Below are 22,272 nucleotides of genomic sequence, written 5' to 3'. Positions count from 1 at the left end.
GCGGGATGAACCGCCGATGCCCGTGCGGCGCTCCGGTGGGTACGGAGATCAGCGACTGCTCGACCCCGTACGAGCTGCACCTCGACCCCGGACAGGTCCGTCAGCTCGCGGCCTGATGGAGACACACGGCCGGTACCGCCGATGGATGGGCCGAACGTCGTGCGGTCAAACTTCGGTGAGACTCGTCAAACTTCGATGAGACGGATCACTCCGTGACCTTTGACGGGTGACCTTGACGGTTTGCCACCCGACCTTGACCGATTACCAGACGGGTTTGGCTGGTGGCGGGTTCCTGCGAGCCGATCTCGACCGGTTGTCAGGGTCTGGAGAGGGCGGGATCAGCGGAATGCTTTCCAGGGGTCGGGAAGAGGGGCGAAGGGGTCCTCGCCCTCGGTGTCCAGGCCGACGTAGGCGCGGAGGGCGGGGCGGGTGCCGGGGAAGCCGTACCGGGTGAACTGCTTGTGGAGGTCCGAGCCCAGCGGCCAGGGTTGGAACTCATCGGGGGGCAGCAGCTCGGCCAGAATACTCAGCAGTGCCCGGCGTCCGGGAGAGAGCGCGGCGAACACCGGTGCGCTGTCCGCGGGTTCGAACAGGGCCTTCAGGAGGTTCTCGGTGCGGGCCGCCAGGGAGCGGGATGCGAAGTCGACCACCTTGATGCGGGGCAGGGTGCGGACGATCTCCAGCAGGATCCCGTCCGGGTCCTCGGCGGTGTTCATCAGGTGCAGCAGGCTGCGGACGGTGTAGCTGTGCAGGTCGCCCTCGTGATGAGCGGTGGCGGGTTCGGGTACGGGCGCGGCGCCGAAGGCGGCCAGTTCGGCGGCGACGCGCCCGGTCGGCGGCAGGCCGAGCGCGGCGGCCGGGTGGACGACCAGGAGGCGGGCGAGGGCGGTGGCGGCCGCCCAGCGCAGGAGGGGGAGCGGGTGGTCGAGGTGGCGCCGGAGTCGGCCGTCCGGATCCCGGGTGGTGAGCAGTCCGACCGCGACGAGGACCGTGGCGGCGCAGACCGGGTCCAGCTCGCCGTCGAGGTGGGCCAGCAACGGGGGCAAGACGGTGGCGGCCTCCTCGGGGAACCAGCCGAGGAGGTACGCCGTCCTGGTGCGGATGTCCGGGACCGGGTCGTCGAGCAGTTCGAGCAGGACGGGGAGTTGGGCGCGGACCGCGTCATAGGAGCGCAGCGCGCCCTCGCGGCCGTCGATGGGGTGCCCCGCCGCACAGTAGGCCCGCCCCTTGCGCAGGTTTTCCAGCCGCTTCTCGTCGGTCTCGACGGCGATCTGCTCGTCGTACCAGCGCAGGTTCTCTTCGGGGCTGACGGCCGCGGCGCGCCACGCGGCGGTGTCGATGCCGAGGGGGAGGTCGTACTTGTCGTGCCAGTCGACGGCCAGCCGGGTCAGCAGCATCAGCGTGTCGGCCCGGGCGCCGGCCGGGCCCGCGACGGCGATCCGGGCGAGGAACGGCACGGCGTACGGGGACGCCGAGTAGCGGGTGCCCTGGTGGAAGATGTTGCCGAACAGGACGCGGAAAGCTGTCTCCCGGGCCTGTTCGTCCGGCCCGCACGCCGCCCGGAGTTGGTCGGGTACGTCCTCGGCACTGCCGTAGGCGTGCCCCAGGGACGCCCAGTCGATGTCGTCCAGCCCTACCAGGAGATCGTCGGATCGCTTCATGATCCGTACGCTCCCAAAGACCCCTGACACCGACCCCGCAGCTCTCAAAAACGTGCTGCCCCTTGGACTCGGCGGTCAAGATCACCTGTCAATCGGTCAAGGTCGCCTGTCAAAGGTCCAGTGGGCCGGTCCGGCCTTCATCTCCTGCTCCCCGTCCGCGCTGGGACGGCCCCTACGTTGGCCCGCTGTCCCGGTACGTCACCAACTGCCCTCCGCCCACGCTGGGGACGGTCCTGGCCACCGCGCAGCCGGCCTGGGGATGGGGCTCTGCTTTGCACGCGAGGGAGCCGGCGGCTGTGATGTCGGAGGGTCGTGGGAGCATGCGCCCACACCACCGCGCTCCTTGACACCTCCACAGCACCGCCGAACAACACATGACGAACGCCGGCCACCCAGTACAGAACCAGACGACCACGAAACCCCGCCCGCCCCATCCACACGCCGAAGGGCTACCAGCCCGCCCCAGCAAAAAAAGTGACTCGATGTCGCTAATGTCCGAATCTCTGAAGCTGGCGAAACTCCGCCCCACCGCCACATAACACCGCAGGTCAACAAGCTGCTCCCCGCGCCCGCGGGGATGGTCCCCTTCGGGCGCGGGGCAAGGAAGGGGAGCCGGTCTGCTCCCCGCGCCCGCGGGGATGGTCCCGAGTTCAGCAGGTGCCCTCCCCGAGACGGAAACTGCTCCCCGCGCCCGCGGGGATGGTCCCCGGCCCGAGACCGCCGCCGTCGGCCACCAGGACTGCTCCCCGCGCCCGCGGGGATGGTCCCGGATGGCACGGCGCCGGATACACCAACCCGCCCTGCTCCCCGCGCCCGCGGGGATGGTCCCGCGATCGGGCGGCGGGTGATGTCCTCCACCGGCTGCTCCCCGCGCCCGCGGGGATGGTCCGACGTCTCGAAGTTCCGGTGCCGGTAGGTGCGGCTGCTCCCCGCGCCCGCGGGGATGGTCCCGACCCCGCACGCTCGCCACTGAATCCCGACTCCTGCTCCCCGCGCCCGCGGGGATGGTCCCCCGCCCAGCGGCCAGTGCCGGCAGTGCTGGGAGCACGCCCTGCTCCCCGCGCCCGCGGGGATGGTCCCGACGCGGCGGATGCGGCCTGGTGGCCGATCGACTGCTCCCCGCGCCCGCGGGGATGGTCCCGCGACCGTCCACCCCGAGATCAAGTGGGAGGGCTGCTCCCCGCGCCCGCGGGGATGGTCCCCGCCCGGCACGGACCGGGGCCTCCCCCTCCGCACTGCTCCCCGCGCCCGCGGGGATGGTCCCTCGGCCGCCCTGAACCTGTACGGCTCCGGCCACTGCTCCCCGCGCCCGCGGGGATGGTCCCTCGCCGACGACCTTGTTCGGCCAGGGGTAGGTGCTGCTCCCCGCGCCCGCGGGGATGGTCCCTCGTAGCGCTCCTCGGCCTTCTCGATGAACTCCTGCTCCCCGCGCCTGCGGGGATGGTCCCGACCTGCGGGCCGCCGTCCGGGCGCTCGACCGCTGCTCCCCGCGCCCGCGGGGATGGTCCCGCGGTCATAAGGCCCCCCGCGATCCCCACCTCGCTGCTCCCCGCGCCCGCGGGGATGGTCCCCAAGATGCCCGTCCCCAAGTAGCGGGATGCACACTGCTCCCCGCGCCCGCGGGGATGGTCCCCCGGAACGCCTCGACTTCGTCCTGCAGTTCGCCTGCTCCCCGCGCCCGCGGGGATGGTCCCCCGGAACGCCTCGACTTCGTCCTGCAGTTCGCCTGCTCCCCGCGCCCGCGGGGATGGTCCCGGCGAGTCACCGGAGTATGCCGTACGCCGAGCCGCTCTGCTCCCCACCTGTGTGGGGTGGCTCCCGATTCCGGTTTATCGGAGGCGTGGATGTGTGGTCAGAGCGCTGGTGGTGGTGTGATCTGGCAGAGGACGACGAGTTCCAGGCGTGGGGCTACGTAGTAGGTGAGGGGGCCGCCTGCGACATCGAGGCAGTGCATCGGCTGGCGTTCGTTCCGACCGGGGGCCAGGCCGCCGACAGGCCGCAGTTCGTCCCCGTGCTGGAGAGGGTCCGGGCCCGTCGGCCGTTCCCGCACCCGGGCCGACGTGGTCGCCGGGGACAAGGCCCACTCGCCCCGTGGCAACCGCACCCACCTGCGCAGGCGCCACGTCAAGGCCGTCGTCCCGGAGAAACGGGGCCAGGCTGCGAGCAGGAAGAGGAGAGTCAGCGGGGCCGGCCGGCCGGTCGGACACGGCGCCGGGCTCCACGAAGAGCGCGACACCGTCGGGCGCCTGATCAACAGGCTGAGGGCCTAGCGGGGCATCGCCACCCGGTTCGACAAGACGCCCCGGAGCTGCCGCGCCGGCCTCCACCTCCGCGCCTCGATGACCTGGATCAAGGACCTCACCGAGACCACCCCTTGATCACGACCACATGCGCTCCCTGGCACTCCGCCGAACCCGAGCCCGAACCCAGACCCGAACCCGCGCGAGCCGGACCCGGAGCCGGGCGCGGAACCGGCTCAGTCGGGACCCGGCCCCAGGGCCAGGCCGTCGAGGACGGTGCGTGCGCCGTCGCCGAAGGCGCGGGCCGGGTCGGTGGCGGCGCGGGTGGTGAGGGCCGCGGCGAGCAGCGGGAAGGTCTCGGGGACGGCCGGGCCGGGGGTGGCGGTGGTGGCGGGCGCCCGGTGTTCGAGTTCGAGCGCCCCGGTCACGTACGACACCAGTGCGTGCAGGGCGGCCGCCCGGCGCGGTCCGTCGAGTCCGGCTTCGGCGAGGGTTTCCAGCAGCCGTTCGCGCCAGCGCAGCACGGGCAGGCAGCCGCCGTGGTGCCGGACGGCCAGCGGCAGGACGCCGGGGTGGGCGCCGACGGCCTCGCGCATCGATTCCAGCAGGGCGAGCAGCCGGGCCCGCGGCGCGGGCGGGTCGTCGGGGCCGTCGGCGGAACCGCCGGCGGCGCGGTCGAGGACGGGGCCGAGGGCGAGGTCGACGACCAGGCACTCCAGTTCCTCGCGGTCCTCGACGTAGCGGTAGAGGGCCATGGTGCGGCGGTCGAGTTCGGCGGCGACGGTGCGCATGGAGAGGGCGGGCAGGCCGTCGCGGTCGATCACGGTGAGCGCGGCGGCGGCGATCTGGCGGGTGGTCAGCGAGCGTGGGCGGGGCACGGGTTGACAGCGTACGCCATACGCCTACAGTTTTGGCGTACGGCATACACCTACGAGGCGCCACCGCGGCGCCACCGAGGAGCCACCGTGTCCCGACTCCGGACCGGCACCACCGCCCCCGCCCTCCCCGCCGACGACGCCGCCGGCCGCCCGCTGCCGCCGGTGCCCGCGGACGGCCTGACGCACCTGCAGTTCCGCCGCTTCGCGGGCTGCCCGATCTGCAACCTGCACCTGCGCGGCTTCGCCGTCCGGCACCCGGAGCTGCGCGCGGCCGGGGTGCGGGAGCTGGCCGCCTTCCACTCGCCCGCCGGCGAACTGCGCCCGTACGCGGACGGGTTGCCGTTCCCGCTGCTGGCCGACCCGGAGCAGCGGCTGTACCGGGCGTACGGGGTGGAGCGCGGTGCCCGGGCCCTGCTCGACCCGCGGGCCTGGCCGTCCGTGCTCCGCGGGCTGGCCCGGAGCGTTCCGCTGGTCCTGCGCGGCCGCGAGCGCCCGCCCGCGTCCCGTCCGCTCGGCGGCCGGCTGGGCCTGCCCGCCGACTTCCTGCTGACCGCGGACGGGCGGGTCGCCGCCGCGCACTACGGCACCCACGCGGCCGACCACTGGTCCGTCGACCAGGTCCTCGCCCTGGCCGCCGGGCACCGGCCCGCCGGACGGACGGACCCGGCCCGCCGCTCGTGAGAACCGCCCCGCGCGCGCCGGGAACGAAGGTCGCCCGGTCCGTCGCGGCCGAGACGGACGCAACCGCCCCGCGCGCAGCGGGGAACGAGACGGGCGGAGCACCGGGGAACGAGACGGGCGGAGCACCGGGCCCGGTGCCCCGCCCGTCCGCGCACCGCTCACCGGCCCGTGCCGCGGCGGCAGGGGCGGGCGGCGGCAGGGGCGGGCGGCGGTGCGGGCACGCGGTGCCGGGCTCAGCCCAGCGAGGCGATGAACTCCTTGGCGCGGCGGGTGATGTCGGCCCAGTCGCCGTCCGCGACGGCCTGCGGCGGGACGACGTCGGTGCCCGCGCAGACGGCGAGCGCGCCGTGGTCGAGGAAGGCCCTGGCGTTGCCCGCGTTGACGCCGCCGGAGGCGACCAGCGGGACGTCGGGGTAGGGGCCGCGCAGGTCCTTGAAGTAGCCGGGACCGAACGCCTTGGCGGGGAAGACCTTGACCGCGGCGGCGCCGAGGTCGACCGCGTCGGCCACCTCGCTGGGGGTCAACGCGCCCATCACGACCGGGATCCCGGCCTGGCGGGCGACGTCGGCGACGGCGGGGCGCAGTCCGGGGGTGACCAGGAAGCCGGCGCCGGCGGCGATCCCGGCCCGGGCCTGGTCGGCGGTGAGCACGGTGCCGACGCCGATCCGGCAGCCGGCTGCGGCGGCGCGGGCGACGTGGCGGGTCACGTCGGGGGTGGTGAAGGTGAGTTCGGTCCAGGCGATGCCGCCTTCGGCGAGCGCTTCGCAGAGTGCGACCGCGTCGGGGATCACGGGGGCCCGCACCACGGCGATCACCGGCTGCCGGGCCAGTGCCGCGCGCAGGTCCGTCGTTTCCGTTCCCATTCTGGGCAGCTCCTCTTGGCACATGGTCGTTTCGAGCAGATGAAGCGGAACGTCGTTGTTCCGCAAGAGAATTGACTGTCCGTCAGTCGACGGCCCGGACCTTGTGGTCGGCGCCGCGGCGCAGCGCCCGCCCGGCCCGGTCGCCGGTGGGCTTGCCGTCGGTGAGGGCGGGGACGCCGTTGACCAGGACGTGCCGGATGCCGTCGGCGGCCTGCCGGGGGTGGTCGAAGGTGGCGGTGTCGCGGACGGTGTCCGGGTCGAACAGGACCAGGTCGGCGTGGTGGCCGGGGCGGACCAGGCCGCGCCGGTCGAGGCCGAGGCGGCGGGCGGGCCGTCCGGTCATCCGGGCGACGGCCTGTTCGAGCGTGAGGACGCCCAACTCGCGGACGTAGCGGGCGAGGTAGCGGGGGAAGGTGCCCCAGGCGCGGGGGTGCGGGCGGGCGCCGACCAGCAGTCCGTCGCTGCCGACGGTGTGCACGGGGTGGCGCATGATGGCGCGGACGTTCTCCTCGTGGCCGACGTGCTGGAGGATGGTGGTGCCCAACTGGTCGGCGAGCAGCAGCTCGAAGAAGACCTCGGTGCCGGTGCGGCCCTGTTCGGCGGCGAGTTCGGAGACCTTCCTGCCGACGGCGGCGGACAGCGCGCCGTCGCGGACGCCGGAGATCTGGATGGTGTCCCAGTCGGTGACGACGCCGTGGCAGCCGTCACTGCCGTGCTCCTCGACGTCGGCGCGGATGCGGTCGCGGGCGGCGGGGTCGGCGAGCCGGGCGAGGGTGGCCGCGGGGCCGCCCTCGGTGGACCAACTGGGCAGCAGGGCGGCCAGGGTGGTGGATCCGGGCAGGTAGGGGTAGCTGTCGAGGGTGATGTCGATGCCGTCGGCGAGGGCGGCGTCGACCAGGGCGAGGAACTGTCCGGCGCGGCCCTCGTTGACGCCGAAGTTCATGGTGGCGTGGGTGAGGTGCAGCGGGCAGCCGGAGCGCCGGGAGATCTCCACCATCTCCGCGTAGCCCTCCAGCGCGCCCGCGCCGTAGGAGCGTTGGTGCGGGGCGTGGAAGCCGCCGCGGGCGGCGACGACGGCGCACAGTTCGACGAGTTCGGCGGTGTCGGCGTACATGCCGGGGGTGTAGGTGAGCCCGGTGGACATGCCGACCGCGCCGTCGGTCAGTGCCTCGTCCAACAGCCGCTTCATCCGGTCGAGTTCGGCTCCGGTGGGGGGACGGTTGTCCCAGCCCGTGGTGAGCATCCGGACCGAGCCGTGCGGGACGAGGTAGCAGGTGTTGACGGCGGCGCCGGTGTCGAGGCGGTCGAGGTACTGGGCGACGGTGCGCCAGTTCCAGTCGAACTCCTCGTCGGCGGGGTCGCCGTTCCAGCCGGCGAGTTGGCGGCGCAGCGCGGCGAGGGTGGTGTCGTCGACGGGGGCGTAGGAGAGGCCGTCCTGGCCGAGGACTTCGAGGGTGACGCCCTGGGTGATCCGGGAGGGGTGGTCGGGTTCGAGGAGCAGCCGCAGGTCGGAGTGGGCGTGCATGTCGATGAAGCCGGGGGCGAGGACGAGTCCGTCGGCGTCGATGACCCGGCGTGCCGTCAGTCCGCGGCCGATCCGGTCGATCCGGCCGTCGGTGACGGTGACGTCGGCGTGGCGGCGGTCGGCGCCGGTGCCGTCGATGACGGTGGCGCCGCGCAGCAGCAGGTCGGCCATCAGAAGTACGTCCGGATCAGGTCGACGACGCGGGGGTTCTCGGCGTCGGCGTGGTCGAGGACGGGGATGAGGCTCCACTTGTCGAAGGCGGTGCAGGGGTGGGAGAGGCCGAGGCGCAGGACGGCGCCGACGGGGGCGGCCGCTCCGGCGTCGCGCAGGAAGGCGTGCTGGTCGTTGAGGGCGGTGACGGTGGCGCCGGCCAGCGGGCCGGCGCCACGGACGAGTTGGGGTTCGGGCAGGCCCTCGTCGAACGGGAGGTCGCGCTTCCCGGCGTCGAGCAGGGCGAGTCGGGGTTCGGGGTGGGAGACGACCCGGGCCCAGCCGTGCATGGCGGAGCGCAGCGGGGTGGCGTCGGCGGTGCGGGAGAGCGGGGAGATGCCGCGGTAGAAGCCGTCGTCGTGGGCGAGGTAGGCGCCGGCCCGGACGATGACGGTGGTGCCGGGGACCTGCCGGACGAGGGGGGTGAGTTCCTCGGCGACGGTGTCGAAGTAGGCGCTGCCGCCGGCGGTGACCACGGGGGTGCCGGTGGGGTAGTCGGTGGCGAGGCGGCGGTGCAGGTCGGCGAGGTCGGCGAGGTAGCCGCGGACGGCGGCGAGCGCGGGGTCGGAGGCGTCGTGGGCGAGGGCGCCCTCGTAGCCGCCGACGCCGGCCAGGCGCAGGGTGGGGGCGGCGAGGACGGCGGCGGCGACCTCCAGGGCGGCGGGGACGCCGCGGGCGCCGGTGCGGCCGCCGGGGCCGCCGAGTTCGACCAGGACCTCGACGGGGCGGCGGGCTCCGGCGGCGCGCAGCGCGGCGTCCATCTGCCGGACGCTGTCGGCGGAGTCGACCCAGGAGGCGAAGGCGAAGCCGGGGTCGCGGTCGAGTTCGGCGGCGATCCAGGCGAGTCCGGCGGGATCGAGCAGGGTGTTGGCGAGCAGGAGGCGCTGGACGCCGAAGGCGCGGGCGACCCGCAGCTGGGGGAGGTTGGCGAGGGTGATCGCGTGGGCGCCGGCGGCGAGTTGGGCCTGCCAGAGGGCGGGGGCCATGGTGGTCTTGCCGTGCGGGGCGAGCCGGACGCCGGCGGCGCGGCACCAGGCGGCCATGGTGCGCAGGTTGTGGTCGAGGGCGGCGGCGTCGAGGGTGAGCAGGGGGGTGCCGAGGCCGTCGAGGGCGGGGCGGGTGGCGAGCCAGTCGCGGACGCTGCGGCCGTGGGCGGCGGCGGGGACGGCCTTGAACCGGAAGTCGAGCCGTTCGTCGGCGAGGGCGGCGACGGCGGCGGTGTCGATGCCGGGGCCGTCGGCGGGGTCGGCGAAGTACCGCGGGCCCGCGCCCGCCCCCGTGGCCGCCGCCCCGGCCGCCGCCGCCCCGTCCGCCGCCGCCGCGGTTCCTGCCGTTCCTGCCGTTCCTGCCGTTCCTGCCGTTCCGCTCATCGCACTGCCTCCGTAGCAGACCCCGGCCCACTCGCGAGCTGGGAAGTTGCAACATGCGCAACCTCTATTGCGCATGTTGGTGATACGGTTCTAGCATTCACGCCGGACGGCGGTCAACGGACCGCGACGCGGCCCGTCCACCCCTCCCACCAGGCACGCAGCACCGGGCTCACCGCCGAGCACCGGCCGCGCGGGCCGTCGGCGGCGGGAGCGGGGCACGGGCCCGAGGGCGAGGGAGCGGGTTTGATGGCGGATCAGGACGGGGCGGGCCGGGACCATGCGGCCGCCCGGGCCGTGTGCCTGGGCGAGTCGATGGCGGTGCTGCTGCCCGACCGGCCGGGGCCGTTCGAGGCCGTCGGCGCGTTCCACCCCTCGGTGGGGGGCGCCGAGTCCAACGTGGCGGCGGCGCTGGCCGCGCTGGGCGTGCCCACCGCGTGGATCAGCCGGGTCGGCGCGGACGGCTTCGGCCGCCGCCTGACCGGCGACCTGGCCGCGGCGGGGGTGGACGTGTCGGCCGTCGCCGTGGACCCGCACCGCCCGACCGGGGTGTACCTGAAGGAGACCGGCGGCTCCGCCCTGCCGCACGACCTGGGCCCGGGCCGCTCGCGCCTGCACTACTACCGCACCGGCTCGGCCGCCTCCGCGCTCTCCCCCGCCCTGCTGGACGACCCGGCCGCCGCCGCCCTGCTGGACGCCGCGCCGCTGCTGCACCTGACCGGCATCACGCCCGCGCTGTCCGACGACTGCCTGGCCCTGGTGCGCGCCCTGCTGGCCCGCCGCCGCCCGGGCCGGCTGGTCTCCTTCGACCTGAACTGGCGCCCGGCGCTGTGGCGGCGGCGCGACCCGGCGGTGCTGCCGGAGCTGTTGGACGCCGCGGACGTGCTGCTGCTGGGCGCCGACGAGGCCGAGGAGGCGTTCGGCACCGGCGACCCGCGGGCGCTGCGCCGGCTCTTCCCGTCCCCGGCCACCCTGGTGGTCAAGGACTCCGGGCACCTGGTCAGCACGGTCGACCGGGACGGCGCGACGGTCACCGAACCGGCGCTGCGGGTCGAGGTGGTGGAGCCCACCGGCGCGGGCGACGCGTTCGCGGCCGGCTACCTGGCGGGCACCCTGCGCGGCCTGGACCAGCGCTCCCGGCTGCGGCTTGGCCACCTGGCGGCGGCGGGCGCGCTGACCGCCCGCACCGACCACGGTGCGCTGCCGGACGCGGCGACGGTGGCCGCGCTGCTGGCCGCCGACGAGGACGCCTGGGCGGCGACCCGGGTCTCCGCGTCGGGCTTCGACTCCCCCGCCCTGCCCGCGACCGTCCACGCCCCCGTCCACGCCCCCTGAGACCTCCCCTCCCGGCACCCTCGAAGACCCTCGGGACACCCATGAGCCAGACCGTCACCCGCGCCCTGCGCCTGCTCGCCGAACTCGGCGAGGGCGAGCGTTCCCTCGACCAGCTGGCCGAGCTGATCGGCGTCCACAAGACGACCGTGCTGCGGCTGCTGCAGAGCCTGGAGGAGGAACGCTTCGTCCACCGCGACGCCCAGTACCGCTACCACCTCGGGGCGGGCCTGTTCGCGCTCTCCAGCCTCGCGCTGGAGCAGCGCGGCATCCGCCGCACCGCCGCCCCGCACCTCGCCGAGCTGAACGCGGCGACCGGCCAGACCGTGCACCTGGCCGCGTACGAGGGCGGCGAGGTGGTCTACATCGACAAGTACGACTCGCGGCACCCGGTGCGGATGTACTCGCGGATCGGCCTGCGGGCGGCGCTGCACAACACGGCGGTGGCCAAGGTGCTGCTGGCCGACCTGCCGCCGGCCGAGCGCCGCCGGGTGGTGGACGGCGTCGAGTTCACCGTGCACACCCCGAACACCCTCACCAGCCCGCAGGCGCTGCTGGCCGAGCTCGACCAGGTCGCCGCGCAGGGCTGGGCGCAGGACCACGCCGAGCACGAGGCGTTCATCAACTGCGTGGCCGCGCCGATCCGGGACGCCTCGGGCCGGGTGGTGGCCGCCGCGTCGATATCCGTGCCGGACGTGGTCCTCCGCTACGAGCAGGTGCTCGACCTGCTCCCCCAACTGCTCGCCTGCACCCGGGCGATCTCCGCCGACGCGGGCCTCCCGGCCCGCGGAAGTCATCACTGACGCATCGTCAACTACCCCATGGAGCAAGTCACATGAGCGACAAGATCGAGGTCCGTACCGACGGCGCGCCCGCCCCGGCCTGGATGTTCTCCCAGGGCGTGCGCAAGGGCCCGATCCTGCAGGTCTCCGGCCAGGGCCCGCAGGACCCGGCGACCGGCGAGTACCTGTACCACGGCGACGTGAAGGCGCAGACCCGGCGGACGCTGGAGAACGTCAAGGCGATCGTCGAGGCGGGCGGCGCCACCATCGAGGACGTGGTGATGTTCCGCGTCTACCTGACCAAGCGCGCCGACTTCCCGCTGATGAACGAGGTCTACGCCCAGTTCATCGAGGAGAACGTCGCCCCGGGCGGCGTGAAGCCCTGCCGCACCACGATCTTCGTCGAACTCCCCCAGGAGCCCATGCTGGTGGAGATCGACGCCCAGGCCGTCGTCACCGGCTGACCGGCGCTCCCCCGTCCGGTCAGGGGCCCTTCGGGGCGGCCCGGCCGACGATCGTGCCCGCGCGGTCGATGCAGATCACGTCGACCGTGACGGGCGCGCCGAGCAGCACGCCGAGCGCGGTGGCGCGGGCCCGTTCGGCCACCAGGTCGCCGAGCGGGACGCCCGCCGCCGCGCACGACTGCACCGCCTCCAGGGCGGTGTTGGCGGCGGCGACCCGGGCGGCCAACTCCTCGGTGGCGCCGCCCTCCCTGGCCAGCGCGGCCAGTTGGGCCTTGTCCACCTGCGAGCGGCCGGAGTGCAGGTCGAGGTGGCCGGCGGCGAGCTTGGAGAGCTTGGCGAAGCCGCCGCAGACGGTGAGGCGCGGCACCGGGTGCCGGCGCAGGTACTTCAGGACGGCGCCGGCGAAGTCGCCCATGTCGAGCAGCGCGTCCTCGGGCAGGCCGTACTCGGCGACCACCACCTTCTCCGAGGTGGAGCCGGTGGCGCCCGCCACGTGGGTGCGCCCGGCGGCGCGGGCCACGTCGATGCCGCGGCGGATCGAGTCGATCCAGGCCGAGCAGGAGTACGGGACGACGATGCCGGTGGTGCCGAGGATGGACAGGCCGCCGAGGATGCCCAGCCGCGGGTTCCAGGTGTGCCGGGCGATCTCCTCGCCGTGGTCGACGGAGAGTTCCACCTCCACGTCCCCGGTTCCGCCGAACTCCGCCGCCACCTCGGCGACCGCCGCGCGGATCAGCTGCCGGGGCACCGGGTTGACGGCCGGCTCGCCCACCGCCAGCGGCAGGCCCGGCTTGGTGACCGTCCCCACCCCCGGCCCGGCCCGGAACACCACGCCGCTGCCCGGCGGTCCGACCCGCACGGTGGAGCGCACCAGCGCGCCGTGCGTCACGTCCGGGTCGTCGCCCGCGTCCTTGACCACCCCGGCACTGGCCCGGCCCGGCGCCGCCTCCTCCACCGCCAGCGCGAACGCGGGCCGCTCGCCCCTGGGCAGCGTGATCACCACCGGGTCGGGGAAGCCGCCGCCGAGCAGCGCCGTGTACGCCGCCTTGGTCGCGGCCGTCGCGCACGCCCCCGTCGTCCAGCCGGGCCGCAGCCCGCTGCTGCGCAACTGCCCCTTGCGCCCACCGGCCGGCGGGCCGTCCTGCGCCGCGCTACTCACCGCTCACTCCTCGTCCTCCCGTGCTCCTCGCTGCTCCCACCGTCCCACGCCGCCCCCGTCGGGCGCCCGGTCGGGCCGGTTAGGGTGGTGTGTCCTGATCGCACCGGCCCGGGAGCCCGCATGCACGTCCTGATCCTCGGCGGCACCGGCGAGGCCCGCCGGCTGGCGGACGTGCTGGTGGCCGATCCGGCGCTGCGGGTGACCAGTTCGCTGGCCGGGCGGGTGGAGCGGCCGCGGCTGCCCGCCGGGGAGGTCCGGACCGGCGGTTTCGGCGGCCCGGCGGGGCTGGCCGCCTGGGTGCGGGCCCACGCGGTGGACGCGGTGGTGGACGCCACCCATCCGTTCGCCGAGCGGATCAGCCGGAACGCGGCGCTGGCCGCCGAGGAGACCGGCGTCCCGCTGCTGGCGCTGCGCCGCCCGGGCTGGACGGCGCAGGACGGCGACCGCTGGCACCGGGTGCCCGGCCTGGCCGCCGCCGCGCAGGCGCTGCCCGCGCTCGGCAGCCGGGTGTTCCTGACCACCGGGCGCCAGGGCATCGCCGCGTTCGCGCACCTGGACGGCCTGGTGTTCCTGGCGCGTTCGGTGGAGGCGCCGGTGCCGCCGATGCCCGCGCGCACCGAAGTCCTGCTGGATCGCGGCCCGTTCACCCTGGACGGGGAGCGGGCGCTGCTGCGCGCGCACCGCATCGAGGTGCTGGTGACCAAGGACAGCGGCAGCGCCGCGACCGCCCCGAAGCTGGCCGCGGCCCGCGAACTCGGCCTGCCCGTCGTGGTGGTGGAGCGCCCGGCCGCCCCGGCGGGGGTGCGCACCGCCCCGGACGTCGCCGGGGCGGCCGACTGGCTGCGGCGCCTGCGCGGCTGACGCACCGTCAACTCCCCTGCTACTGCTCGGGGTAGCGGCGCGGCGTCCACACCACTTCGTGTCCGCCGCCGCGCTCGACCCGCCGGGTCTGGCTGGAGCCGATCAGCAGCAGGGTGCGCATGTCGACCTCGGCGGGGTCGAGTTCGGCGAGCGTGACGGTGCGCACCCGCTCGGTGGGGCCGCCGACGTCCCGGGCCAGCACCACCGGGGTGTCCGGGGCGCGGTGCTCCAGCAGCAGGTCGCGGGCCGATCCGACCTGCGTGGTACGGGACTTGGAGCCGGGGTTGTAGAGCGCCAGGACCAGGTCGGCCTCGGCGGCGGCGCGCAGCCGGCGGGCGATCGCCTCCCAGGGCTTGAGCCGGTCGGAGAGCGAGATCACGGCGTAGTCGTGGCCGAGCGGCGCCCCGGCCCGGGAGGCGGCGGCGTGCGCGGCGGTCATGCCGGGCAGCACCCGGACCGGGACGTCCCGGTAGGGGTCCTCGCAGGCGGCTTCGAGGACGGCGGTGGCCATCGCGAAGACGCCCGGGTCGCCGGAGGAGACCACCGCGACCCTGCGTCCGCGCCGGGCCAGGTCGAGCGCGAACTCGGCCCGGACGCCCTCGACCTTGTTGTCGGAGCCGTGCCGGACCTGCCCGGCGCGCACCGGCACCCGGTCCAGGTAGGTGGTGTAGCCGACCAGGTCGGTGGCGTTCGCCAGGGCTCCGCGCGCCTCGGGGGTGAGCCACAGCGGCCCGGCGGGCCCGGTGCCGACCACGACCACCTCGCCGACCGGCTCCTGCGGAGCGTCCGGGGCGTCGGCCGGGGCCGCGTACGGCTGCCCGGCGGAGTCGAGCGCGGCGACCTTGCTGGGCAGCACCGCGACCGCGAAGTACGGGACGCCGTCGGGGTCGACGTCGGCCAGCCGTCCGGTGCGCTCGCCGTCCATGGTGGCGCGTTCCACGTACCGGGCGTCGTCCAGCCGACCGGCGCGTTCCAGGGCGCGGCGGACGGCGGGGAAGGTGCGGCCGAGCTTCATGACGACGGCGGAGTCGGTGGCGGCGAGCCGGGCGGCGATCTCCTCCTCGGGGAGGGTGCCGGGAATGACGGTGAGGATCTCCTCGGCCTCGACCAGCGGGGTGCCGAGGCGGGCGGCGGCGGCGCTGATCGAGGTGACGCCGGGGACGACCTCGGTCGGGTAGCGGTGCGCGAGCCGCTTGTGCATGTGCTGGTAGGAGCCGTAGAACAGCGGGTCGCCCTCGGCGAGGACGACGACGTCGCGTCCGGCGTCGAGGTGGGCGGCGAGCCGTTCGGAGGCGTCCCGGTAGAAGTCGTCGAGGGCGCCGCGGTAGCCGCCGGGGTGGTCGGTGGTCTCCACCGTGACGGGGTACATCAGCCGCTCTTCGAGCTGGCCGCCGGTCAGGTAGCGCTCGGCGATGGCCCGGGCGTGCGAGCGGCCGTGCCGGGCGCAGTGGTAGGCGATGACGTCGGCCTTGCCGATGAGTTCGGCGGCGCGCACGGTGACCAGCGACGGGTCGCCGGGTCCGACGCCCACGCCGTAGAGCTTTCCGGTCCTCTGACTGCCCGTCATTCTTCTTCGCTCGCAATCGCGTTGATGGCGGCGGCGGCGATGGCGCTGCCGCCTCGGCGGCCCCGGACCACCAGGTGCTCCAGGGCGGAGGGGTGGTCGGCGAGGGCCTGCTTGGACTCGGCGGCGCCGATGAAGCCGACCGGGACGCCGATGACGGCGGCGGGGCGGGGCGCCCCGGCCTCGATCATCTCCAGCAGGCGGAACAGCGAGGTGGGGGCGTTGCCGACGGCGACGACGGCGCCCTCCAGGCGGGGCAGCCAGAGTTCCATCGCGGCGGCGCTGCGGGTGGTGCCCAGGGCGCGGGCGAGTTCGGGGACGGCGGGGTCGGTGAGGGTGCAGACCACCTCGTTGTCGGCGGGCAGCCGCTTGCGGGTCACGCCGCTGGCGACCATGTTGACGTCGCACAGGATCGGCGCGCCGGCCAGCAGGGCGCGGCGGGCGTCGGCGACGGCGTTCGGCGACCAGAGCAGGTCGTCGACCAGGTCGGTCATGCCGCAGGCGTGGATCATCCGGACGGCGACCCGGGCGACGTCGGCGGGCAGCCGGTCGAGGTCCGCCTCGGCCCGGATGGTGGCGAACGACTGGCGGTAGATGGCCGCGCCGTCCTTCTCGTAGTCGATCATTTGGGCCTCCGCCATTGGGCGTTGCGGGCTTCGGCGACTGCCTCGGCCGTGTCGTTCTCTTCGGTGTCGCGGACGGTGCCGTCGACGGTGACGCGGTGTCCGGACGCGGTGGCCAGGACGTCGACCCAGCGGCCGGCGGGGTGCCCGCAGCGGCGGGCGCAGCCGGACCAGTGGACGGGGAGCCCCTCGGCGGGGACGTCGGTGTGGGCGCGGGCGGCCTGGGCGCGGACGTCGGCGAGGGACTTGTGGCAGCCGGGCAGGCCGGTGCAGGCGGTGACGCCCTCCCAGGGGCCGCCGGGGGTGGTGCGCAGTCCGGCGGCGGCCAGGTCCGGCAGCCGGGCGGGGTCGGCGTGCGGCAGGACGACGCCGCGCCAGGGGGTGAGTCGGGCGGTCTCCCCGGTGCCGAGGGCGTCGGCGAGCAGCCGCCACTGGGCACTGTCGGCCCGGCCGAGGCGCACGCCGACGCTGAGGGCGCCGGTGAGCGTGCCGAGGGCGGGCCGTTCGCCGGCGAAGGGGGGCAGCGGGACGTCGCCCTCGGGCAGTTCGGCCTGGATCTCGCGCGGGTGCCAGGCGCGTCCGGCGGCGAGGTCGAGGAAGCGGCGGGCGGCGTCGAGCGCGGCGGGCACGGGTGCGTCGACGGCGGTGGCGCGGCGGGCGCGGCCGAGGCGGAGCAGGGCGCGGCCGCCGCCGACTGCGATCAAGGTCACATCGGCGTTGAGGGCGGCGACGTCGCCGCGGCCGTCGTCGAGGGCGAACAGGAACTTGCCGGACAGCCCGGCGGCCCACTGCGCGGCGCACAGCGCCTCGTCCAACTCCCGCACCCATTCGGTCAGTTGGTTTCCGGCCGCGCCGCGGCCGTCGAGTCCGGCGAGCGGGGAGGCGGCGATGTTGCGGACGCGTTCGTGGGTGTCGGAGGGCAACAGGCCGACGGCGCGCAGCCGTTCGGCGAGGTCGGCGGCGCAGCCCGCGGCGAGGCCGCGCAGCTGGAGGTTGCCGCGCGAGGTGATCTCGGCGCCGCCGTCGCCGAGCGCGTCGGCGGCGCCGGCCACGGCGAGGATCTGGTGGTGCGTCAAGTGGCCGCCGGGCAGCCGGAGTCGGGCGAGGTGTCCGTCCTCGGCGGGGTGCAGGCGGAGCGCGCCGGGGCAGGCGTCGGCGCGGCCTCGGTCGGGCCCGACGGAGGGTGCCTGGGCGGCGTCGGGTGTGGGTGGCATGGCGGCGAGCATACCCATCGGTCGCGGGCGCGCCACCGCCTCGTGCGTCACACCCGGCGCCGGGTGCCGGCCCCGGCCGGGGCGGTGATTGCGCAGCTCAGGGCGGTGCGGGCCGGGGTCCGGGGGCGCGGGTGGTCGGGTTTCGGTCAGCGTCGCAGCTCACACTCCCCCGATCGCCGATCACCCCGTACGATGCTGGCGGGCGCCTCTCGGGGCGTCCGCTGCCAGCGACGGCACAGCGGAGGAAGTCCGGTGCGAATCCGGTGCGGTCCCGCCACTGTGACCGCGGCTCACTGAGCCGCGGGAGCCAGGAACTCCGGCCGTCCTCCACTGCCCGGGGCGAGGACCCCGAGGAAGGCCGTTCCATGCGCTGCCGCATGCCCGCGCCCCGGCGGGTGCCCGCCGGGCCGTCCCGTGCCGTCCGCCCCGCGCTGCCCGGGCCGCCTGCCCGCCCCGCACCGTTCGGCCGCCCCGCGCTGCCCGCCCGCCCCGTGCCGTCCGAGACGCCCGGGAGGGCTTCCGCATGATCCTGCTGCTGTCGACGTCCGACACCGACCTGTTGAGCGCCCGGGCGGCGGACGGCCCGGTGCCGTTCCGCTGGGCGAACCCGGCGCGGCTGTCGCCCGCGGAGCTGCCCGCGCTGCTGGCCGGCGTGGAGCTGGTGGTGGTGCGGCTGCTGGGCGGGCGCCGGGCCTGGCAGGAGGGGTTGGACGCGCTGCTGGCGGGCCCGCTGCCGGTGGTGGTGCTGACGGGTGAGCAGGCGCCGGACGCGCAGCTGATGGAGCTGTCGACCGTCCCGGCGGGCATCGCGGCGGAGGCGCACGCGTACCTGGCGCACGGCGGTCCGGCGAACCTGGCGGAGCTGGGCGCGTTCCTGTCCGACACGGTGCTGCTGACCGGCCACGGTTTCGCGCCCCCGGCCTCGGCGCCGTCCTGGGGCCCGCTGGAGCGCGAGGCGCGGGACGGCGGGGGGCCGACCGTCGCGGTGCTGTACTACCGGGCGCACCACATGAGCGGGAACACGGCGTTCGTGGAGACGCTGTGCCGGGCGGTCGAGGACCGGGGGGCCCGGGTGCGGGCGTACTTCTGCGCCTCGCTGCGCGGGGCGGAGCCGGAGCTGCTGGCGGAGCTGGGCGCGGCCGACGTGATCGTGACCACCGTGCTGGCGGCGGGCGGCACCCGGCCGGCCGACGCGCAGGCCGGCGGCGACGAGGAGGCGTGGGACGCGGGCGAGTTGGCCGCGCTGGACCGGCCGATCCTGCAGGCGCTCTGCCTGACCTGGTCGCGGGCGCAGTGGGAGGGCAGCGACGACGGGCTGTCCCCGCTGGACACGGCGACGCAGGTGGCGGTGCCGGAGTTCGACGGCCGGCTGATCACCGTCCCGTTCTCGTTCAAGGAGGTCGACGAGGACGGGCTGACGGTGTACGCGGCCGATCCGGAGCGGGCGGCCCGGGTGGCGGGCATCGCGGTGCGGCACGCGCAGCTGCGGCACACCCCGGCGGCCGAGCGCCGGCTGGCCCTCGTGCTGTCGGCGTACCCGACCAAGCACGCCCGGGTGGGCAACGCGGTGGGCCTGGACACCCCGGCGTCGGCGGTCCGGCTGCTGGAGCGGCTGCGCGCGGAGGGCATGGACCTGGGCGACGCCCTGCCGGGCTTCCACACGGGCACGGAAAACGGCCACGAGGGCGACGCGCTGATCCACGCGCTGATCGAGGCGGGCGGCTACGACCAGGCGTGGCTGACCGAGGAGCAGTTGGCCCGCAACCCGGTGCGGATCCCGGCCGCCGACTACCGCCGCTGGTACGCCACCCTCCCGGCGGCGCTGCGCGAGCGGGTGGAGGAGCACTGGGGTCCGGCGCCGGGCGAGCTGTACGTGGACCGCTCCCGGAACCCGGACGGCGACCTGGTGCTGGCGGGCATCCGCTCGGGCAACCTGCTGGTGCTGGTCCAGCCGCCGCGCGGGTTCGGCGAGAACCCGGTGGCGATCTACCACGATCCCGATCTGCCGCCCAGCCACCACTACTTGGCGGCCTACCGGTGGATCGCGGCGGACCGCGCGGACGGCGGTTTCGGCGCGCACGCGGTGGTGCACCTGGGCAAGCACGGCAACCTGGAGTGGCTGCCGGGCAAGACCGCGGCGCTGTCCGCCGAGTGCGGCCCGGACGCGGCGCTCGGCGACCTGCCGCTGGTCTACCCGTTCCTGGTGAACGACCCGGGCGAGGGCACCCAGGCCAAGCGCCGGGCGCACGCCACGCTGGTGGACCACCTGGTGCCGCCGATGGCGCGCGCCGACTCCTACGGCGACATCGCCCGGCTGGAGCAACTCCTCGACGAGCACTCGAACATCGCGGCGATGGACCCGGCGAAGCTGCCCGCGATCCGGGCGCAGATCTGGACGCTGATCCAGGCCGCCAAGCTGGACCACGACCTGGGCCTGGCGGAGCGGCCGGAGGACGACGGTTTCGACGACTTCCTGCTGCACGTCGACGGCTGGCTGTGCGAGGTGAAGGACGCCCAGATCCGCGACGGCCTGCACGTGCTGGGCCAGGCCCCGACCGGCACCGACCGGGTGAACCTCGTGCTGTCGATCCTCCGGGCCCGGCAGATCTGGGGCGGCGTGAGCGCGCTGCCGGGCCTGCGCGAGGCGCTGGGCCTGGACGAGGCGGCCCCGACCCTGGGTGCGGCGGACGCGGCCGAGGCGCGGGCCCGTGCGCTGGTCGAGGCGATGGAGGCGGAGAGCTGGGACCCGGCCGCGGTGGCGAAGGTCTCCGCCGGCCTCCCCGCCGCCGTCGCCGAGGTGCTGGCCTTCGCCGCCACCCAGCTGGTGCCCCGACTGGCCGCCACCACCGACGAGTTGGACGCGGTGCTGCACGCCCTGCGGGGCGGCTTCGTCCCGGCCGGGCCCTCCGGCTCGCCGCTGCGCGGGCTGGTCAACGTGCTCCCCACCGGCCGCAACTTCTACTCGGTGGACCCGAAGGCCGTCCCGTCCCGGCTCGCCTGGGAGACCGGCCAGGCGCTGGCCGCGTCCCTGGTCGAGCGCTACCGGGCCGACAACGACGGGCAGTTCCCGCCCTCGGTGGGCCTGTCCCTGTGGGGCACCAGCGCGATGCGCACCGCGGGCGACGACATCGCGGAGGCGTTCGCGCTGCTCGGCGTCCGCCCGGTGTGGGACGACGCCTCGCGCCGGGTCACCGGCCTGGAGCCGGTCCCGCTCGCCGAGTTGGGCCGGCCGCGGATCGACGTGACGCTGCGCATCTCCGGCTTCTTCCGGGACGCCTTCCCGCACGTGGTGGCGCTGCTGGACGACGCGGTCCGGCTCGCCGCCCGCCAGGAGGAGCCGGAGTCGGAGAACTTCGTCCGGGCCCACGTGCGGGCCGACCTGGCCGAGCACGGCGACGAACGCCGGGCCACGGTACGGGTGTTCGGCTCCCGCCCGGGCACCTACGGCGCGGGCCTGCTGCAGCTGATCGACAGCCGGGACTGGCGCACCGACGCCGACCTGGCCGAGGTGTACACGGTGTGGGGCGGCTACGCGTACGGGCGCGGCCTGGACGGGCGGCCCGCGCGCGAGGAGATGGAGAGCGCGTACCGGCGGATCACGGTGGCGGCGAAGAACACCGACACCCGCGAGCACGACATCGCCGACTCGGACGACTACTTCCAGTACCACGGCGGCATGGTGGCCACCGTGCGGGCGCTGACCGGCGCCGCCCCGGCCGCGTACGTCGGCGACTCCACCCGCCCGGAGACGGTGCGCACCCGCACCCTGACCGAGGAGGCGGCCCGGGTCTTCCGGGCCCGGGTGGTCAACCCGCGCTGGCTGGAGGCGATGCGCCGGCACGGCTACAAGGGCGCGTTCGAGATGGCCGCGACCGTCGACTACCTGTTCGGCTACGACGCGACCACCGGCGTGGTCGCCGACTGGATGTACGAGAAGCTGACCGAGGAGTACGTGCTCGACCCGGTCAACCGCGAGTTCTTCGCCGAGGCCAACCCGTGGGCCCTGCACGGCATCGCCGAACGCCTGCTGGAGGCCGCCGGGCGCGGCCTGTGGGCGGAGCCGGACCCGGCGCTGCTGGACGGGCTGCGGCAGGTGCTGCTGGAGACCGAGGGCGACCTGGAGGGCGAGTGACGGCGCCCGGGGCGAGTGAACCCGGGCGATCCGGGCAGGCTGGGGGCGACCTTGACATGCCGATGATCGAATAGGGGTGCCTTCCGGCCCGGCCGGACGGACAATCTGCCCATGAACCTGCGAACCGCCCTCACCCGACCGGCCCGCTACGGCGCGCTGGCTTCGGGCGCGCTGCCCGTCCTGACCTTCCCCGGCGCGGGCCTGGCCTGGCTGGCCTGGGCGGCGCTGGTACCGGGCCTGCTGCTGATGCGGGCCGCGGCCGGGCCCCGCGAGGCCGCGGTGCGCGGCTGGTGGTTCGGCGCGGGGTTCATCCTCACCGGGATGTACTGGCTGGTCCCGTCGATCGGCCCCGCGCTGCCGGTGCTGGCGGTGCTGTTCGGCGTGCTGCAGGCGCCGTTCGGCCTGGCCGCCTGGTGGCTGCTGCACGGCGAGCCGACGCCGCGCCGCGCGGCGGCGGCGCTGGCGGTGCTGCCCGCGGTGTGGGTGTGCGCCGAGTACGCCCGCTCCTGGCACGCGCTGGGCGGGCCGTGGGCACTGCTGGGCGCCACCCAGTGGGAGCACCCGGCGGTGCTCGGCCTGGCCTCCATCGGCGGTGTGTGGCTGGTCAGTTGGGTCCTGGTCGCGGCGAACACGGCGCTGCTGGTGCTGCTCCGCGCGCCCGGGCTGCGGGTGCGCGCGCTGGCCGGGACGGCGGCGCTGGCCGCGCTGCTGGCGGG

General features: G+C 75.5%; 15 protein-coding genes, 2 pseudogenes, 1 CRISPR repeat array and 1 riboswitch. Of the genes and pseudogenes, 8 read left to right on the top strand and 9 right to left on the bottom strand.

Features of this window, described 5'->3' with window-relative positions:
• Window positions 1–338: 338 nt before the first annotated feature.
• Window positions 339–1,661: a hypothetical protein gene (locus ACWEO5_RS13195; protein ID WP_452162496.1), complete on the bottom strand. Its 1,323-nt coding sequence runs from the start codon at window positions 1,659–1,661 to the stop codon at window positions 339–341.
• A 556-nt stretch (window positions 1,662–2,217) separates the two neighbouring features.
• Window positions 2,218–3,416: a CRISPR direct-repeat array (repeat unit 29 nt; unit sequence CTGCTCCCCGCGCCCGCGGGGATGGTCCC).
• Window positions 3,417–3,618: 202 nt separating this feature from the next.
• On the opposite strand from ACWEO5_RS13195, the pseudogene ACWEO5_RS13190 reads away from it, so the two are divergent.
• Window positions 3,619–4,039 (top strand): annotated as a pseudogene (locus tag ACWEO5_RS13190) (IS5/IS1182 family transposase); the annotation flags it as partial.
• Between the two features lie 98 nt (window positions 4,040–4,137).
• Here ACWEO5_RS13190 and ACWEO5_RS13185 read toward each other — a convergent pair.
• Window positions 4,138–4,779 carry a TetR/AcrR family transcriptional regulator gene (locus tag ACWEO5_RS13185; protein WP_452162495.1) on the bottom strand — a complete coding sequence of 214 codons (642 nt, stop codon included), beginning with the start codon at window positions 4,777–4,779 and terminating at the stop codon, window positions 4,138–4,140.
• Window positions 4,780–4,866: 87 nt separating this feature from the next.
• Here ACWEO5_RS13185 and ACWEO5_RS13180 point away from each other — a divergent pair, with 87 nt between their 5' ends.
• The gene (locus ACWEO5_RS13180) at window positions 4,867–5,460 is read left to right on the top strand and encodes a peroxiredoxin-like family protein (protein WP_452162494.1); all 594 of its coding nucleotides are present in this window, start codon (window positions 4,867–4,869) and stop codon (window positions 5,458–5,460) included.
• Window positions 5,461–5,693: 233 nt separating this feature from the next.
• On the opposite strand, the gene ACWEO5_RS13175 is transcribed toward ACWEO5_RS13180, so the two are convergent.
• From ACWEO5_RS13175 to ACWEO5_RS13165, 3 genes are all read right to left on the bottom strand, one after another.
• On the bottom strand, window positions 5,694–6,323 hold the full coding sequence (locus ACWEO5_RS13175) for a bifunctional 4-hydroxy-2-oxoglutarate aldolase/2-dehydro-3-deoxy-phosphogluconate aldolase (protein WP_452162493.1): 630 nt from the start codon (window positions 6,321–6,323) through the stop codon (window positions 5,694–5,696).
• An 82-nt stretch (window positions 6,324–6,405) separates the two neighbouring features.
• On the bottom strand, window positions 6,406–8,019 hold the full coding sequence (locus tag ACWEO5_RS13170) for an N-acyl-D-amino-acid deacylase family protein (RefSeq protein WP_452162492.1): 1,614 nt from the start codon (window positions 8,017–8,019) through the stop codon (window positions 6,406–6,408).
• The gene (locus ACWEO5_RS13165) at window positions 8,019–9,428 is read right to left on the bottom strand and encodes an amino acid deaminase (RefSeq protein ID WP_452162491.1); all 1,410 of its coding nucleotides are present in this window, start codon (window positions 9,426–9,428) and stop codon (window positions 8,019–8,021) included. The genes ACWEO5_RS13170 and ACWEO5_RS13165 overlap by 1 nt, the downstream gene beginning before the upstream one ends.
• A gap of 246 nt (window positions 9,429–9,674) precedes the next feature.
• Between ACWEO5_RS13165 and ACWEO5_RS13160 the strand changes: the two genes are divergently transcribed.
• From ACWEO5_RS13160 to ACWEO5_RS13150, 3 genes are read left to right on the top strand one after another with little or no spacing between them, the layout of a single operon-like run.
• Window positions 9,675–10,760, top strand: coding sequence for a sugar kinase (locus ACWEO5_RS13160; RefSeq protein ID WP_452162490.1), 1,086 nt, complete (start codon window positions 9,675–9,677; stop codon window positions 10,758–10,760).
• A 41-nt stretch (window positions 10,761–10,801) separates the two neighbouring features.
• Window positions 10,802–11,560, top strand: a complete 759-nt coding sequence (locus tag ACWEO5_RS13155; protein WP_452162489.1) for an IclR family transcriptional regulator — start codon at window positions 10,802–10,804, stop codon at window positions 11,558–11,560.
• 32 nt (window positions 11,561–11,592) lie between these two features.
• Window positions 11,593–12,003: a RidA family protein gene (locus tag ACWEO5_RS13150; protein ID WP_344557529.1), complete on the top strand. Its 411-nt coding sequence runs from the start codon at window positions 11,593–11,595 to the stop codon at window positions 12,001–12,003.
• 19 nt (window positions 12,004–12,022) lie between these two features.
• On the opposite strand, the gene ACWEO5_RS13145 is transcribed toward ACWEO5_RS13150, so the two are convergent.
• Window positions 12,023–13,162 (bottom strand): cobalt-precorrin-5B (C(1))-methyltransferase, encoded by a 1,140-nt coding sequence (locus ACWEO5_RS13145; RefSeq protein WP_452162488.1) that lies wholly within the window; start codon window positions 13,160–13,162, stop codon window positions 12,023–12,025.
• A gap of 120 nt (window positions 13,163–13,282) precedes the next feature.
• Here ACWEO5_RS13145 and ACWEO5_RS13140 point away from each other — a divergent pair, with 120 nt between their 5' ends.
• The gene (locus ACWEO5_RS13140) at window positions 13,283–14,023 is read left to right on the top strand and encodes a cobalt-precorrin-6A reductase (protein WP_452162487.1); all 741 of its coding nucleotides are present in this window, start codon (window positions 13,283–13,285) and stop codon (window positions 14,021–14,023) included.
• Window positions 14,024–14,042: 19 nt separating this feature from the next.
• Here ACWEO5_RS13140 and ACWEO5_RS13135 read toward each other — a convergent pair whose 3' ends face one another.
• The 3 genes from ACWEO5_RS13135 to ACWEO5_RS13125 are packed head-to-tail and all read right to left on the bottom strand — an operon-like array spanning window position 14,043 to window position 17,424.
• Window positions 14,043–15,590: a precorrin-2 C(20)-methyltransferase gene (locus ACWEO5_RS13135; RefSeq protein WP_452162486.1), complete on the bottom strand. Its 1,548-nt coding sequence runs from the start codon at window positions 15,588–15,590 to the stop codon at window positions 14,043–14,045.
• A complete protein-coding gene (locus tag ACWEO5_RS13130) occupies window positions 15,587–16,213 on the bottom strand; it encodes a precorrin-8X methylmutase (RefSeq protein WP_344557533.1) in 627 nt (208 codons plus the stop codon). The genes ACWEO5_RS13135 and ACWEO5_RS13130 overlap by 4 nt, the downstream gene beginning before the upstream one ends.
• Window positions 16,210–17,424 (bottom strand): hypothetical protein, encoded by a 1,215-nt coding sequence (locus tag ACWEO5_RS13125; protein WP_452162485.1) that lies wholly within the window; start codon window positions 17,422–17,424, stop codon window positions 16,210–16,212. The genes ACWEO5_RS13130 and ACWEO5_RS13125 overlap by 4 nt, the downstream gene beginning before the upstream one ends.
• 248 nt (window positions 17,425–17,672) lie before the next feature.
• Window positions 17,673–17,737, top strand: a riboswitch (cobalamin riboswitch).
• Window positions 17,738–17,947: 210 nt separating this feature from the next.
• Here ACWEO5_RS13125 and cobN point away from each other — a divergent pair.
• Together cobN and ACWEO5_RS13115 are read left to right on the top strand one after the other, a co-directional pair.
• Entirely contained in the window at window positions 17,948–21,556 is a 3,609-nt protein-coding gene (cobN, locus tag ACWEO5_RS13120; RefSeq protein WP_452162484.1) for a cobaltochelatase subunit CobN, read from the top strand.
• Between the two features lie 111 nt (window positions 21,557–21,667).
• Window positions 21,668–22,272: pseudogene (locus ACWEO5_RS13115) on the top strand (apolipoprotein N-acyltransferase); the annotation flags it as partial.

It is taken from the genome of Kitasatospora sp. NPDC004272, from assembly GCF_053603035.1.
The sequence above is the reverse complement of the archived record's forward strand: the minus strand, read 5'-3'. Positions and strand labels throughout refer to the sequence as shown.

Bases quoted from the DNA above. Each gene is read 5' to 3' on its own strand.
- ACWEO5_RS13195 (WP_452162496.1), bottom strand. From the start codon at position 1,661: ATGAAGCGATCCGACGATCTCCTGGTAGGGCTGGACGACATCGACTGG.
- ACWEO5_RS13175 (WP_452162493.1), bottom strand. From the start codon at position 6,323: ATGGGAACGGAAACGACGGACCTGCGCGCGGCACTGGCCCGGCAGCCG.
- ACWEO5_RS13170 (WP_452162492.1), bottom strand. From the start codon at position 8,019: ATGGCCGACCTGCTGCTGCGCGGCGCCACCGTCATCGACGGCACCGGC.
- ACWEO5_RS13165 (WP_452162491.1), bottom strand. From the start codon at position 9,428: ATGAGCGGAACGGCAGGAACGGCAGGAACGGCAGGAACGGCAGGAACC.
- ACWEO5_RS13160 (WP_452162490.1), top strand. From the start codon at position 9,675: ATGGCGGATCAGGACGGGGCGGGCCGGGACCATGCGGCCGCCCGGGCC.
- ACWEO5_RS13155 (WP_452162489.1), top strand. From the start codon at position 10,802: ATGAGCCAGACCGTCACCCGCGCCCTGCGCCTGCTCGCCGAACTCGGC.
- ACWEO5_RS13150 (WP_344557529.1), top strand. From the start codon at position 11,593: ATGAGCGACAAGATCGAGGTCCGTACCGACGGCGCGCCCGCCCCGGCC.
- ACWEO5_RS13140 (WP_452162487.1), top strand. From the start codon at position 13,283: ATGCACGTCCTGATCCTCGGCGGCACCGGCGAGGCCCGCCGGCTGGCG.
- ACWEO5_RS13135 (WP_452162486.1), bottom strand. From the start codon at position 15,590: ATGACGGGCAGTCAGAGGACCGGAAAGCTCTACGGCGTGGGCGTCGGA.
- ACWEO5_RS13130 (WP_344557533.1), bottom strand. From the start codon at position 16,213: ATGATCGACTACGAGAAGGACGGCGCGGCCATCTACCGCCAGTCGTTC.
- ACWEO5_RS13125 (WP_452162485.1), bottom strand. From the start codon at position 17,424: ATGCCACCCACACCCGACGCCGCCCAGGCACCCTCCGTCGGGCCCGAC.
- cobN (WP_452162484.1), top strand. From the start codon at position 17,948: ATGATCCTGCTGCTGTCGACGTCCGACACCGACCTGTTGAGCGCCCGG.